This window comes from Proteus sp. CA142267, assembly GCF_003336825.1.
GTDB lineage: Bacteria > Pseudomonadota > Gammaproteobacteria > Enterobacterales > Enterobacteriaceae > Proteus > Proteus terrae.
In genome coordinates, this window is sequence record NZ_QPMG01000006.1 from 101,115 (window position 1) to 116,557 (window position 15,443).

Annotated in this window: 12 protein-coding genes and 2 tRNA genes; all 14 read right to left on the reverse strand. The window is 42.7% G+C overall.

All coding sequences use genetic code 11. The annotated features are described in order from the left end of the window. Positions 1–42: 42 nt before the first annotated feature. Positions 43–930, reverse strand: a complete 888-nt coding sequence (nlpI, locus tag C0T34_RS11575; protein ID WP_098941350.1) for a lipoprotein NlpI — start codon at positions 928–930, stop codon at positions 43–45. Positions 931–1,042: 112 nt separating this feature from the next. After that, positions 1,043–3,172, reverse strand: coding sequence for a polyribonucleotide nucleotidyltransferase (gene pnp / locus C0T34_RS11580; RefSeq protein WP_098941351.1), 2,130 nt, complete (start codon positions 3,170–3,172; stop codon positions 1,043–1,045). A 250-nt stretch (positions 3,173–3,422) separates the two neighbouring features. Then, on the reverse strand, positions 3,423–3,692 hold the full coding sequence (gene rpsO / locus C0T34_RS11585) for a 30S ribosomal protein S15 (RefSeq protein WP_098941352.1): 270 nt from the start codon (positions 3,690–3,692) through the stop codon (positions 3,423–3,425). Between the two features lie 123 nt (positions 3,693–3,815). Next, a complete protein-coding gene (gene truB, locus C0T34_RS11590) occupies positions 3,816–4,769 on the reverse strand; it encodes a tRNA pseudouridine(55) synthase TruB (RefSeq protein WP_098941353.1) in 954 nt (317 codons plus the stop codon). Beyond that, complete coding sequence (rbfA, locus tag C0T34_RS11595; RefSeq protein WP_006535687.1) at positions 4,769–5,170, reverse strand: 30S ribosome-binding factor RbfA; 402 nt, start codon at positions 5,168–5,170, stop codon at positions 4,769–4,771. The genes truB and rbfA overlap by 1 nt, the downstream gene beginning before the upstream one ends. 302 nt (positions 5,171–5,472) lie before the next feature. Beyond that, positions 5,473–8,229: a translation initiation factor IF-2 gene (gene infB / locus C0T34_RS11600; protein ID WP_098941354.1), complete on the reverse strand. Its 2,757-nt coding sequence runs from the start codon at positions 8,227–8,229 to the stop codon at positions 5,473–5,475. Between the two features lie 22 nt (positions 8,230–8,251). Beyond that, positions 8,252–9,760: a transcription termination factor NusA gene (nusA, locus tag C0T34_RS11605; RefSeq protein WP_006535691.1), complete on the reverse strand. Its 1,509-nt coding sequence runs from the start codon at positions 9,758–9,760 to the stop codon at positions 8,252–8,254. Positions 9,761–9,780: 20 nt separating this feature from the next. Beyond that, entirely contained in the window at positions 9,781–10,233 is a 453-nt protein-coding gene (rimP, locus tag C0T34_RS11610; protein WP_036914691.1) for a ribosome maturation factor RimP, read from the reverse strand. 202 nt (positions 10,234–10,435) lie between these two features. Further along, a tRNA-Met gene (locus tag C0T34_RS11615) sits at positions 10,436–10,512 on the reverse strand. 60 nt (positions 10,513–10,572) lie between these two features. Beyond that, positions 10,573–10,662: transfer RNA gene (locus C0T34_RS11620), tRNA-Leu, on the reverse strand. Between the two features lie 58 nt (positions 10,663–10,720). Continuing rightward, positions 10,721–11,065: a preprotein translocase subunit SecG gene (gene secG, locus C0T34_RS11625; RefSeq protein ID WP_036914692.1), complete on the reverse strand. Its 345-nt coding sequence runs from the start codon at positions 11,063–11,065 to the stop codon at positions 10,721–10,723. 165 nt (positions 11,066–11,230) lie between these two features. Then, positions 11,231–12,568: a phosphoglucosamine mutase gene (gene glmM, locus C0T34_RS11630; RefSeq protein ID WP_098941355.1), complete on the reverse strand. Its 1,338-nt coding sequence runs from the start codon at positions 12,566–12,568 to the stop codon at positions 11,231–11,233. After that, positions 12,565–13,407, reverse strand: a complete 843-nt coding sequence (folP, locus tag C0T34_RS11635) for a dihydropteroate synthase (RefSeq protein WP_109850203.1) — start codon at positions 13,405–13,407, stop codon at positions 12,565–12,567. The genes glmM and folP overlap by 4 nt, the downstream gene beginning before the upstream one ends. Before the next feature lie 82 nt (positions 13,408–13,489). Next, entirely contained in the window at positions 13,490–15,436 is a 1,947-nt protein-coding gene (ftsH, locus tag C0T34_RS11640; protein WP_098941357.1) for an ATP-dependent zinc metalloprotease FtsH, read from the reverse strand. Between the last annotated feature and the right edge of the window lie 7 nt (positions 15,437–15,443).

Here is a 15,443-nt window from a genome sequence, read left to right on the forward strand (position 1 = left end):
GTAGATGATGGCTTTCAAACTGATCAGAGAAATGTTCGTCAGCTATTGCTGGTCCGATTCCGCTAGGTCTTCTTGTTGGCCTAACAGTGCTAATTCCAACAATGCGTAGCGGTGCTCAACAAAGTTATGTGCGTTGTTGGCAACCGTCAGCTTGAATAACGCTTCTGCGCTATCCATGTCCCCCAGACTTAGGTAATACTTACCTAAATAGAAGTTAGTTTCACTAAGATGCTCAGCGAGCGAAGTGTTATCGGTTGAAGCTTCATTTAATTTCAACATTAATGTTTTCTCATTAATGTCGCCTAAATAAAACTCAACTATATTCCATCCCCATTGCCCCGTTTTATCCGCCTGCTGGTATCGCTGTTTTAGCTGCTGTTTAGCCAAATCAGTGTTTATCTCTTTTTCTACAAGATATAACCAAAGCGAACGAATGGGATCATTTGGATCGACCTGATAAAACGCCTGCAGATCATCCTGCGCCAATTTCAATCGGCCACCGTAGTACGAAGCGATACCACGATTAAAACGCGCATTATTGTAAGTTGGATCAAGCTCTAAAACAGAATCAAACGCTTCATAAGCAGCATCGTAATTCGCTGCCTGCGTAAAATAGATACCTAGAAAATTAAAAATTTCTAGCATATCTGGTCGTATTGATAGCGCCATTGAAAAATCATTACGCGCTAAAGCTCGTAAACCGAGGCTATCATACAGCACACCACGCTCATATAAAAGCTGTGCGTATTCATCTTCGGTTAATGAGCGGCTCGCTAGGATTTGTTCTATACGAGCCAATATCACTTCTTGTTGTAAAGAAGGCTGCAATGGTGTGGCAAAAATCGCATTCTGACGCCATTCTGGACTAGTGCTGCATCCGGAAATAAAGATGAAAACAGCAATAGAACAACTGCGCAGAAATGTTTTCATTTCTCACTCCCAAAGTCAGACCTTTCAACAAAAAGCGTTCTAGACGTCCTACTTGTCAATCATAATAAGTCTCTACCGATACCTATGTCTAGATATCGGTAGTAGAATATCATTAATTCGCAGAATCTTCAGAAGAAGTTTCTGTTGCTTCCTGCTGATTAGCTTGAGCTTCTTTCATGCTTAAGCGAATACGGCCTTGACGGTCAATTTCCAGTACTTTAACTGGAACTTCTTGACCCATCTCCAAGTAGTCACTCACTTTCTCAACGCGTTTGTCTGCGATTTGAGAAATATGAACCAGACCTTCTTTGCCGCCACCGATAGCAACGAATGCACCGAAATCTACGATACGAGTTACTTTACCGTTGTAGATACGACCCACTTCAACTTCAGCAGTGATTTCTTCGATACGAGCGATAGCTTGTTTTGCTTGGTCGCCACTTGTTGCAGCAATCTTCACTGTACCATCATCTTCGATTTCGATAGTTGTGCCAGTTTCTTCCGTTAATGCACGGATAACAGAGCCACCTTTACCGATAACGTCTTTGATCTTGTCTGGATTAATTTTGATAGTGTGAATACGTGGTGCAAATTCAGAAATATCGGCTCGAGGTTGGCTAATTGCATCTTCCATTACGCCTAAAATGTGTAGACGTGCGCTTTTCGCTTGGTTTAATGCAACTTGCATAATTTCGCGAGTGATACCTTCGATTTTGATATCCATCTGTAATGCGCTGACACCGTTACGGCTACCCGCAACTTTAAAGTCCATATCGCCTAAATGGTCTTCATCACCCAGAATATCGGAAAGAACAACAAAGTTGTCGCCTTCTTTCACTAGACCCATTGCAATACCTGCAACAGATTCTTTAATTGGTACACCTGCATCCATCAGTGCTAAAGAAGCACCACAAACAGACGCCATTGAAGATGAACCATTTGATTCAGTGATTTCAGAAACCACGCGAACGGTATATGGGAATTCTTCAATTGTTGGCATTACTGCTAACACACCACGTTTTGCTAAACGGCCATGACCGATTTCGCGACGTTTTGGTGAACCCATCATACCTGTTTCACCAACAGAGTATGGAGGGAAGTTATAGTGCAGTAAGAAAGTATCAGTGTGCTCACCCATGATGTCATCAATAGTTTGAGCATCACGTGCAGTACCTAATGTTGCAGTAACCAGAGCCTGAGTTTCACCACGAGTAAACAGAGCTGAACCATGAGTACGTGGTAATAAGCCAGTGCGAATATCTAATGCACGTACCATGTCTTTTTCACGGCCATCGATACGTGGTTCGCCAGCTAATACGCGAGCACGGACGATGTTTTTCTCAAGACCTGAGAAGATTTCGCTGATTTCAGCTTCATCTAAAGTTTCATCTTCAGCAACTAATGTCGCGATAACTTCATCACGGATAGCTTCGATTTGTTCATAACGCTCTTGTTTTTCAGTGATACGGTAAGCATCACCAATACGAGCTTGTGCTAATTGTGCAATACGGTCATGTAAAGTTTGGTTGATAGCTTCTGGCGCCCAATCCCATTTCTCTTTACCAACTTCTGCCACTAATGCATTGATATTTTCGATCACAACTTGTTGTTGATCATGACCAAATACGACTGCACCTAGCATTTCTTCTTCTGATAATAAATCAGCTTCTGATTCTACCATCAATACCGCGCCTGCAGTACCTGCAACCACTAAGTCTAATTTACTAACTTTCAGCTCATCAACTGTTGGGTTTAGAACATATTGTCCATCGATAAAACCAACACGAGCACCACCGATAGGACCATTGAATGGAACACCTGACAGCGCTAATACCGCAGAAGCACCAATCATTGCAACGATATCTGGGTTAACTTGTGGGTTAACAGAAACAACGGTAGCAACGATTTGAATTTCGTTTAAGAAACCTTCTGGGAATAATGGGCGTAAAGGGCGGTCAATTAAACGTGCAATTAACGTTTCGCCTTCACCAGGACGACCTTCACGACGGAAGAAGCTACCTGGAATACGACCAGCAGCGTATGAACGCTCTTGGTAGTTAACAGTTAATGGGAAGAAATCTTGTCCAGCTTTAACTTTTTTCTTTGCAACAACAGTAACAAAAACAGCGGTGCCGTCCATGTCAACCATAACAGCAGCTGTTGCTTGACGAGCCATCATGCCGGTTTCTAATGAAACAGTATGTTGACCGTATTGAAATTTACGAACTGTAGGATTCAGCAAAATAATATCCTTTATCTTATTGTCGCCAGATGTTTAGCGACGATGAATGATCTTTTCTCCGCTACGTCCCCTCGCGACTAATGAAAATATTAACCATTTAGTGATAAATACTTTCATTAGCCGCGCGAATTGTCGTAACTAGAGAGACTAAATAACAATCACCACATTAAAACATAACGACTAATATTAAAAATAGCACTTTCTAGTAGAAAAGGGGCCAACAGGCCCCTTTCCAATGAAACTCGCTTGATTAGCGACGCAGACCTAAGCGTTCAATCAGTGCAGAGTAACGAGCAACATCTTTACGCTTCAGGTAGTCCAGCAGATTACGACGGCTGGAAACTTTACGTAGCAGACCACGACGGCTGTGGTGATCTTTTTTGTGCTCTGAAAAGTGACCTTGCAGGTGGTTGATTTCTGCAGTCAGCAGTGCAATCTGAACTTCGCTTGAGCCAGTATCGTTAGCGCCACGACCAAATTCAGCAACGATTTGTGCTTTCGCTTCAGTACTTAGAGACATAATAAACTCCAAATTAAGTAAAATTTTCAGATAGCCAATCTCTAATTCAGCTATCCAACTCAGCCACCTAAACAGATAGCCGCATTATTCTACGCTTCAAACACTTTTAGCGCAAGATTGCTATTAAGTGTTATCTTGTGCGCTATAGTCTACAACAACTCTTTTCGGAGCAACTAGGCCATCTTTAATGATAGCAAGGCCGATGAATTTTTTTTCATCGCCTTCAGTTACTCTCACCCATTCGCCTTCATTGATGCCATGATTAACCCGAACAGGCTGCCCCAGCTTGAGATAACCCGCAATAATCGTGGTTAAATTCACAACCGGAAAATGTGCAACAGCGGTATCCATAGGCAATAACAGTGCATCAAGTGCCAAGAAAGGATCTTCTTGCGCAGTTTGTGCATCCTCTATCATTGCTCTTAATTGCTCTAACGTTACCATTCGCTCTTTAGGATAATCTGCGACTTCTAATCGACGTAAGAAAATAACGTGAGCACCACATTGTAATTTCTCACCAAGATCATCAATAATTGTTCGAATATAAGTGCCTTTAGAACAATGAATTTCCAGCTCTAACTCATCACCTTCCCAGCGAATGAACTGGAGTTCATAAACGGTGATGGGTCTTGCTTCACGCTCTACTTCAATACCTTGTCGGGCATATTCGTAAAGCGGCTTACCTTGATGTTTTAAAGCGGAGTACATTGAAGGGACTTGCAATGTTTCACCGCGAAAGCTATCCAAGGCATCATATAAAGCTTGCTGTGTAAATTGTACTGGGCGCTCTTGAATAACCTCGCCATGTGCATCAGAGGTATCTGTTCGTTGCCCTAAACGTGCAATAACGCGATAACGCTTATCTGAATCCAATAGAAACTGTGAAAATTTCGTTGCTTCACCTAAACAAATAGGGAGCATACCTGTTGCTAAAGGATCCAATGCCCCTGTATGCCCTGCCTTGCTGGCATTAAACATACGGCGGACTTTTTGGAGTGCATCGTTAGAGGAAATATCCTGGGGTTTATCGAGTAGCAATACGCCGTTAATCTCACGCCCCTTACGACGACGCCCCATTATTTGTCCTCTTTATGACGACGCTCTTCATCGCTTTTAACGACATTAGAAACTAAGTTAGACATACGCATACCTTCAACTAATGAGTTGTCATAAGCAAATGTCAGTTCAGGCACAATACGTAAACGCATCGCTTTACCTAATAAAGAACGAATAAAACCAGCAGCTTCATTAAGTGCAGTTAAACCCTCTGCAACCATCTCTTCTTCGCTTTTTTCACCACCAGATAAGTTTAAAAAGGTGACAAATACTTTGGCATAAGCCAAATCACGAGAAATCTCAACGCCAGATACCGTTGCCATTCCAATACGTGGATCTTTGACTTCGCGTTGTAAAATGATGGCGATTTCTTTTTGCATTTCCTGAGAAACACGCTGACTGCGGCTAAAATCTCTTGCCATTTTATCTCTCCCTGACAATAGGGTATCGCCCTGATTGTCATTGTTAATTCAAATCTAAAATCAATGATATCTAAAGAGTATACATGAAGTGGTATTTAACAACCGCTTTCTCTGATTTCTTTCTTTAGAAATAAAATGTTTCTTTGGTGCTATTTTACCCTGTTATTTCACTTTCATAAATTACTGAAAGGCAATCTATTTCGGTTATGTTGAAAAATGGAGAGGAAATAAAAGGGGAATACAGCAAAGAAAGGAATAAGAAGGGAGCCCTTGAGCTCCCTTTTAAAACAAGACGGACTAAATTAATCAATAGAACGTTTGATTTCGATAACTTGGAAGACTTCAATCATGTCGCCAACACGGACATCGTTGTAGTTTTTCACACCGATACCACATTCCATGCCGTTACGCACTTCGTTGACGTCATCTTTAAAGCGACGCAGAGACTCAAGTTCGCCTTCATAAATAACCACGTTATCACGCAGAACACGAATTGGGTTATTACGTTTGATGTTACCTTCAACCACCATACAGCCCGCAATTGCGCCGAATTTAGGTGATTTAAACACATCACGGACTTCTGCAAGACCCATGATTTCTTGTTTATATTCAGGTGCCAACATACCGCTCATTGCCAGTTTGATTTCATCAATCAGGCTATAGATAACAGAGTAGTAACGTAAATCAACGCTTTCTTGTTCAATGATACGGCGAGCAGATGCATCAGCACGAACGTTGAAACCAAGAATGATTGCGTTAGAAGCCGCGGCTAATGTTGCGTCAGTTTCGGTGATACCACCTACACCTGAGCCGATGATTTTCAGTTTAACTTCATTAGTAGACAGTTTAACTAATGCATCAGTAATCGCTTCACAAGTACCTTGAACGTCTGTTTTCAGAACGATGTTCAGTTCAGAAGTTTTACCTTCTTCCATGTTAGCAAACATGTTTTCCAGTTTAGACTTCTGCTGACGAGCCAGTTTAACATCGCGGAATTTACCTTGACGGTATAATGCAACTTCACGCGCTTTCTTCTCATCACGAACAACTGTTGCTTCATCACCTGCAGAAGGAACGTTAGACAGACCTAAAATCTCAACAGGCATTGATGGGCCAGCAGATTGAACGTCTTGGCCTAATTCGTTACGCATTGCACGAATACGACCGTATTCGAAACCACACAGAACGATATCACCTTTATTCAGTGTACCTTCACGGACAAGAATAGTTGCAACTGGACCACGACCTTTATCAAGGTAAGATTCGATAACAACACCGCTTGCCATACCTTCTTTAACTGCTTTCAGTTCAAGAACTTCAGCTTGTAAAAGAATAGCATCCAGCAGTTCATCAATACCTAAACCTTGTTTTGCAGATACATGCATAAACTGAGTTTCACCGCCCCACTCTTCTGGCAGGATGCCATATTGAGACAGTTCAGTTTTAACGCGATCTGGATCAGCTTCGTGTTTATCGATTTTGTTCACAGCAACAACAACAGGTACGTTTGCTGCTTTTGCGTGTTGGATTGCTTCGATAGTTTGTGGCATTACACCATCATCTGCTGCAACAACCAGAACAACGATATCCGTTACCTGAGCACCACGAGCACGCATTGAAGTAAACGCGGCGTGACCTGGGGTATCAAGGAAAGTGATTTCACCTTTGTCAGTTTTAACGTGGTAAGCACCGATATGCTGGGTGATACCACCCGCTTCGCCTGATGCTACTTTCGTTGAACGAATGTAGTCCAGCAATGATGTTTTACCGTGGTCAACGTGGCCCATGATAGTTACAACTGGTGCACGAGATACTGCGCTTTCTTCGCCAGTATCACGATCGCTCATGACTTGTTCTTCTAACTCGTTTTCACGACGTAAGATAACTTTGTGACCCATTTCTTCAGCAACAAGCTGTGCAGTTTCTTGGTCTAAAACCTGATTAATGGTTGCCATAGCACCCATTTTCATCATGGTTTTGATAACTTCAGATCCTTTTACTGCCATTTTGTTAGCAAGTTCAGCAACAGAAATAGTCTCACCGATAATGACATCACGGTTTACAACAGCAGCTGGCTTATTGAAGCCTTGCTGTAATGAGCTACCTTTACGCTTACCTTTCTTGTTAGTACGACCAGCAGCACGTGCTTCTTCACGATCTGCTTTTTCAGAATGGCGGTTGTTTTTCTTAGGACGAGGAGCCTTAGCGTTGCGACCACGACCGCGGCCACCTTCAACTTCAGCATCACTTTCATCTTCTGCATCACGAGCATAACGTGATGTGGTTACATGATAGTCTGAGCCTTCAGTTTCTGGCGCTTTAGGTTCAGCAGTCCATTTTTCAGCATTTTCTTCAGCTAAACGACGTGCTTTTTCTGCTGCAACTTTTGCTTCATCTTCCGCTTTACGGCGCTGTGCTTCTTCCGTTTTACGCTTCAGTTCAGCCTGTTCAGCATTGCGACGTGCTTTTTCCTGATCTGCTGCTTTATCAGCTTTTGGTTTATCGTTTTGTTTCACTTTATCTTTTTCCGCTGCTTCGCGCTTAGCTAATTCCGCTGCTTCACGTTTTGCTTCTTCAGCTTCACGTTTCGCTTTTTCTTCGGCGTCTTTCTTCGCCTTTTCAGCTTCACGTTTTGCTTTTTCTTCAGCTTCGCGCTGTGCTTTCTCTTGTGCTTCGCGCTGGGCTTTTTCTTCGGCTTCGCGATGCGCCTTTTCTTCCGCTTCACGCTGAGCTTGCTCATCCGCTTGCGCTTTTTCAACGGCGTCACGGTTCACATAAGTGCGTTTTTTGCGGACTTCGATGGCTACTGATTTACTTTTGCCACCTGTACCAGGAACACTTAACGTACTACGCACTTTGCGTTGTAACGTTAATTTTTCTGGTTGGTTGGTTGATACGTCTTTATCACGATTCAACCAAGCCAGTAAGGTTTCTTTCTCTTTTTGGGAGACAGAATCAGAGACGGTCTTCTTAATACCGGCATCAGCAAACTGCTGTACCAAACGTTCAACCGGTGTCTGAATCTCTTCTGCCAGTGATTTTACTGTTTCATCTGTCATTCTGTTCCTTCCTGCTCAGTTGTTACGCATCATTCCCAAACCAGCAGATATTACGTGCGGCCATAATGAGTTCGCCTGCGCGCTCACTATTTAAGCCTTCAATATCAGTTAGGTCGTCGATACCCTGTTCGGCAAGATCTTCCAGTGTGCAGATACCACGGGCAGCTAGATCAAATGCTAAAGAGCGCTCCAATCCTTCGAGAGCTAATAAGTCCTCGGCTGGTTGGTTATCGCCTAGGCTTTCTTTTTGAGCCAATTCAATCGTTGTTAACGCAGCTTTTGCTCTTTCACGTAGAGCTTCAACGGTATCTTCATCTAGTCCGTCAATAGCCAGCAGTTCACTGATTGGCACATAAACTAACTCTTCAAGGGTAGAGAAACCTTCTTCAACTAAAACAGTTGCGAAGTCTTCATCAATGTCGAGATGCTTAGTAAATATTTCAATGGCTGCGTTTGCTTCTGCCTGATGTTTTGCATTCAGTTCATCAGCAGTCATGACGTTTAATTCCCACTTGTCATCACCACGATGTTTTTTCAGTAACTGTGCTGCCAGACGAACGTTCTGACCATTACGGCCGATTGCCTGCGCTAGGTTACTGCTTTCAACTGCAACATCCATTGTGCATTTGTCTTCATCGACAACAATAGAAGCAACATCTGCCGGAGCCATTGCATTAATAACGAATTGTGCAGGATTATCATCCCACAGAACAATATCAATTCGCTCGCCGCCCAATTCGCTGGAAACGGCTTGTACACGTGCACCACGCATACCAACACAAGCACCCACTGGGTCAATACGCTTGTCGTTAGTTTTTACTGCGATTTTGGCACGAGAACCTGGATCACGCGCTGCAGCTTTAATTTCAATGATTTCTTCACCAATTTCTGGTACTTCAATACGGAAAAGTTCAACCAGCATTTCAGGGCGAGAGCGTGTCACGAAAAGTTGTGCACCACGAGTTTCTGTACGTACGTCGTATAAAACACCGCGTAAACGGTCACCTGGGCGGAAGTTTTCACGCGGTAACATATCTTCGCGTAAAATAACCGCTTCAGCGTTATTGCCTAAATCTAAAGTGATATTTTCACGGTTCACTTTCTTCACAACACCCGTGATAATTTCGCCTAATTGTTCGCGGAATTGATCAACAACCATTGCTCTTTCAGCTTCACGTACTTTTTGTACGATAACTTGTTTAGCGGTTTGTGTTGTAATACGGTCGAAAGTAACAGATTCAATCTGATCTTCAATATAACCACCTAGTTCGATACTAGGATCTTCATATTGAGCAGCTTCAAGCGTAATTTCACGAGTTGGTTGAGTCACTTCATCAACGGCAACCCAACGACGGAATGTATCAAAATCACCGGTTTTACGGTCGATACATACACGAACGTCAATTTCTTGCTCGTATTTTTTCTTAGTTGCTGTCGCTAGTGCGGTTTCCAGTGCTTCAAAAATCTTTTCACGAGGAAGAGATTTTTCGTTAGAGACCGCTTCCACAACAGCCAGAATCTCTTTGTTCATCCTAGATGCCTCTTCAAAACTTAAAAGTGGGGTACCAGGTTAGCTTTCTGGATGTTGCTCAGTGCGAACACTTCGTCTTTACCATCCACAGTAACCGTGATCATTTCGCCAGCGACAGACTTAATAATGCCCTGCCATTTACGGCGGTTTTGCATTGCAATTCGTAATACGATAGCGGCTTCTTCGCCGATAAATTGCTCATAATGCGTTGCAGTGAATAAAGGTCGTTCTAAACCAGGAGATGAAATCTCAAGGTTATAAACTGTTTGAATTGGATCTTCAACATCCAGCACAGCACTGACCTGGTGGCTAACATCAGCACAATCATCAACAGTGATACCGTCTTCACTATCAATATAGATGCGCAATGTTGATTCTCGGCCACGAATAAACTCAAGACCGACAAATTCAAAGCCTAATGCTTCTACTGGTGCTGAAACCATCGCTGTTAATTTTTGCTCTAATGTGGACAAACCCACCCCCAAGGCATAAAAAAAGGGCATATAGCCCAGTATTCTATTCTCTGATAACAAAAAACCCCGAAATTCGGGGCTTTATGCAACTGGACCCTGTAACTTGCCATTCGAGAATAACCTCTTCTTACGGCACATTCCACTCAGGATCATAATCGGTTCAACAAGATGATTAATGAGAAAAGTGCTGTATTGTTAGAAGTGGTTGCGGGGGCCGGATTTGAACCGACGACCTTCGGGTTATGAGCCCGACGAGCTACCAAGCTGCTCCACCCCGCGTTCGAAAAACGTGGCAAATTTTACGCTGATAACAAGCAAAACGCAAGCTATCTGGAATAATGGTGCCGAGAACGGGACTTGAACCCGTACGCCCGTTTTATAGGCACTACCACCTCAAGGTAGCGTGTATACCAATTTCACCACCTCGGCACTTAATGAGACTGTTACTGCGTAAAAATTAACAATCTCATTTAAATCTTTACTTAGTTTACTGCGGAATATCTGTATTTGCTGGCGCTACAGGCGCTGCTAATTGCTCAGCTTTTTTAGCTTCTTCTGTAGTCTGCTCGATAGACATCCATTTGCTGTCTTCACGCACAGTTTTATTGGCACTTAGATTACCTAAAATAAGGGCAAGTACAATAAAAGCTGTCGCTAAAACAGCGGTCATACGGGTCATAAAGTTAGCTGAACCGCTTGAACCAAATACTGTACCGGAAGCACCTGCACCAAAAGAAGCGCCCATATCAGCACCTTTACCCTGCTGTAACAGGATCAGACCAACTAGCCCTGTTGCTACAATGATAAGAATAACAATGAGTGCCGTATACATTTGCGTTACCTTTTCTATGGAACTTATCGTCTTAACGATAACCTTCGATTGCTTCACCCGCTTTAGTTCAAGACCTTACTAAGCGGGTGTGAATACTAACCAAAGCTGAACTGACAAGCAAGGTTATTTTTCTACAAAGTGATTGATTGAAGAAAAAAGCATCAATTAACCAACGTGCTTCACAGCGTCAGCAATACGATTTGCCATCGCAGTGACTTGCTCTTCATTTTCACCTTCAACCATGACGCGAATTAAAGGTTCTGTTCCTGATTTACGCAGTAATACACGGCCTTTACCAGCCAGTTCTTCTTCAACCGCTTTAGCAACTTTCTGAACTTCAGGTGTTTGTAGTGGATCGTGGTTACCCGTAAAACGAACATTCACTAAAATTTGTGGTAATAGTTTCATACCACTACATAAATCATGCAGACTCATGTGATTACGTACCATTGCACTTAAAACTTGTAAGCCTGCAACAATACCATCACCTGTAGTCGTTTTATCTAATAAAATAATATGACCTGAGTTTTCAGCACCTAAACGCCAGCCTTTCTCTTGTAACTTTTCAAGCACATAGCGGTCACCCACTTTTGCTCTTACAAAAGGAATACCCAGTTGTTTAAGTGCTATCTCTAATCCCATATTGCTCATTAGAGTACCTACTGCACCACCGCGTAATTGACCTTGGCGTAACGCTTCTCTCGCAATAATATAGAGAATTTGGTCACCATCAACTTTTAGGCCTTGATGGTCAACCATGATGATACGATCGCCGTCACCATCAAAAGCTAAACCAACATCAGCACCTTCTTCTAATACGCGTTTTTGCAACATACGGACATCTGTTGCGCCACACTCTTCGTTGATATTGATACCCGTAGGCTCACAACCAATAGTGATCACTTCAGCACCTAATTCACGAAATACGTTTGGTGCAATATGATATGTTGCGCCATGAGCGCAATCGACAACCACTTTTAGACCGTTAAGATTGTTTTCATTTGGGAAAGTCCCTTTACAGAATTCAATGTAACGACCCGCAGCATCCACGATACGATTTGCACGACCAAGCTCTGCTGATTCAACACAAGTAATTGGTTTTTCCATTTCAGCTTCAATAGCTTCTTCTACTTCATCGGGTAATTTTGTGCCATCAATAGAAAAGAATTTGATCCCGTTATCGTAATAAGGGTTATGAGAAGCTGAAATCACGATCCCTGCTTCAGCACGGAATGTACGCGTTAAATAAGCAACAGCAGGTGTTGGCATTGGTCCTGTAAATGAAGCAGATAAACCTGCAGCAGCTAAACCCGCCTCTAATGCAGATTCCAGCATATAGCCTGAAATACGTGTATCTTTACCAATAATGATTTTACGAGAGCCATGACGTGCTAATACTTTGCCCGCAGCCCAACCTAGTTTTAATACAAAATCAGGTGTAATTGGACTATCACCTACTTTTCCACGGATACCATCTGTTCCAAAGTATTTACGTTCGCTCATTCATTATTTTCCTTTGCAGAAAGAGTCGCTTGTACGACTTTCATCGCATCAACAGTCTCTTTAACATCGTGTACACGAATAATTTGTGCGCCTTGCATCGCTGCAATGACAGCGCATGCCACACTACCAGCAATACGCTCTTGTGGTGGTACATTCAATAGTTGTCCAACCATTGATTTGCGTGACATTCCAGCAAGTATGGGTAGACCAAAGTGATGAAGTTCACTTAAGTGTGCTAATAATTGGTAATTATGCGCTAAATTTTTACCAAAGCCGAATCCTGGATCAAGAATAATTTGATTTTTTTCGATCCCAGCATCAACACAACGTTGAATATTTTCTTGTAAAAAACGATCAACATCAATCACCACATTCACATAATGTGGTGATTGTTGCATGGTTTTAGGATCACCCTGCATATGCATAATACACACTGGCAAACCTGTTTTAGCCGCTGCTTCAAGTGCTCCCGGCTCTTGTAAAGAGCGAATATCATTGATAATTGAAGCACCTGCATTTGCTGATTCAGTAATCACTTGAGCTTTGGATGTATCAACAGAGATCCAAACATCAAAACGTTGACGAATAGCCTCAACAACAGGAACAACACGCTGTAACTCTTCGTCAATAGAAACATCACTTGCGCCGGGTCTAGTAGATTCACCACCAATATCGATGATAGAAGCCCCTTCAGCGATTAATTTTGCTGCGTGGTTAACTGCATCATTAAGTGAATTATGAGTGCCACCATCTGAGAAAGAGTCTGGAGTGACATTCAAAATCCCCATAACTTGAGGTGTTGATAAATTAAGTTCTGTTCCCCTAGCCATTAATTTCATTTCATTGATACCTTCATAAAAAAACCCCAGAAGCCTGGGGTTTATATTTATAGCTTACTCAATATGCATAACCCGATAAGGATTAGTGAGTATTTTTATCAGAAGGTGTATCACTTTCTGACTCAGGCTTATCTTTTTGCTCACTCGCTACATGCGTTTGTGCTGGCTGGGCAGTAGTCGTTGTACCACTATTGCCATTATTGCCTTCCCAACCCGCAGGTGGACGAACATCACGACGATTCATTAAATCATCAATTTGAGGCGCATCGATAGTTTCATAAGTCATCAGTGCATCTTTCATTGAGTGCAGAATATCAAGGTTGTCCATTAAGATCTGACGAGCACGAACATAGTTACGATCAACGATAGCTTTAATTTCTTCGTCAATTGTACGCGCTGTTTCATCAGACATATGCTGCGCTTTAGCGACAGAACGACCTAAGAACACTTCACCTTCTTCTTCTGCGTACAGTAATGGCCCTAATTTTTCAGAGAAGCCCCACTGTGTCACCATGTTACGTGCAATATTGGTTGCAACTTTGATGTCATTAGAAGCACCTGTAGAAACATGCTCTACACCATAGATAATTTCTTCAGCTAAACGACCACCGTAAAGTGTGGAAATCTGGCTCTCTAATTTCTGACGGCTCGCACTAATTTGGTCGCCCTCAGGTAAGAAGAAAGTCACACCTAATGCACGTCCACGAGGAATAATCGTTACTTTATGCACAGGATCATGTTCAGGTACTAAACGACCAATAATTGCGTGACCAGCTTCATGATAAGCAGTTGATGCTTTTTGTTCTTCAGTCATCACCATTGAACGGCGCTCTGCGCCCATCATTATCTTATCTTTCGCTTTCTCAAATTCGACCATTGAGACAACACGTTTATTACCACGTGCAGCGAATAAAGCCGCTTCGTTAACTAAGTTAGCTAAGTCAGCACCAGAGAAACCTGGCGTACCACGTGCTAAAATTGCTGGATCAACGTCTGGTGATAAAGGTACACGACGCATATGGACTTTAAGGATTTGCTCACGTCCACGTACATCAGGTAAACCAACAACGACTTGACGGTCAAAACGACCTGGGCGAAGTAATGCTGGGTCTAATACGTCTGGGCGGTTAGTTGCCGCGATAACGATAATACCTTCATTACCTTCGAAACCATCCATCTCAACTAGCATTTGGTTCAGTGTTTGTTCACGTTCATCATGACCACCGCCTAAACCTGCACCACGTTGACGACCGACCGCATCGATTTCATCGATAAAGATGATACAAGGTGCCGCTTTTTTAGCTTGTTCAAACATATCACGAACACGAGAAGCGCCCACACCCACAAACATTTCAACGAAATCAGAACCTGAAATGGTAAAGAATGGGACTTTAGCTTCACCCGCGATAGCTTTTGCTAATAATGTTTTACCTGTACCTGGTGGCCCTACCATCAGAATACCTTTAGGAATTTTACCCCCTAATTTCTGGAAGCGGCCCGGATCACGTAAATACTCAACTAATTCGCTTACTTCTTCTTTCGCTTCATCACAACCCGCGACATCAGCAAAGGTTGTTTTGATTTGGTCTTCTGTCAACATGCGCGCCTTGCTTTTACCGAAAGACATCGCACCTTTACCGCCACCACCTTGCATTTGGCGCATAAAGAAAATCCAAAGACCAATCAGTAATAGCATTGGGAACCAAGACACAAAAATTTGAGTCAGAAGACTTTGGCCTTCAAGTGGCTCGCCCGTTACTTTTACATTACGGTTCATTAAAGTGGTCAGCAGGTTGTCATCACGCATAGGCATATACGTGCTGTACTTTGAGTTATCTGTTTTAGTTACATTAATATCATAACCACTTATGCTGACCTCGCGTAATTGGTTATTAGTTAACTCATTGATAAAGGTAGAGTAATCCACCTTACGACTATTCGAATCGCTGGGTCCGAAGCTCTGGAATAATGACATCAAAACGACTGCAATAACTAGCCAGAGGATCAGGTTTTTCGCCATGTCACTCAAGGGATTA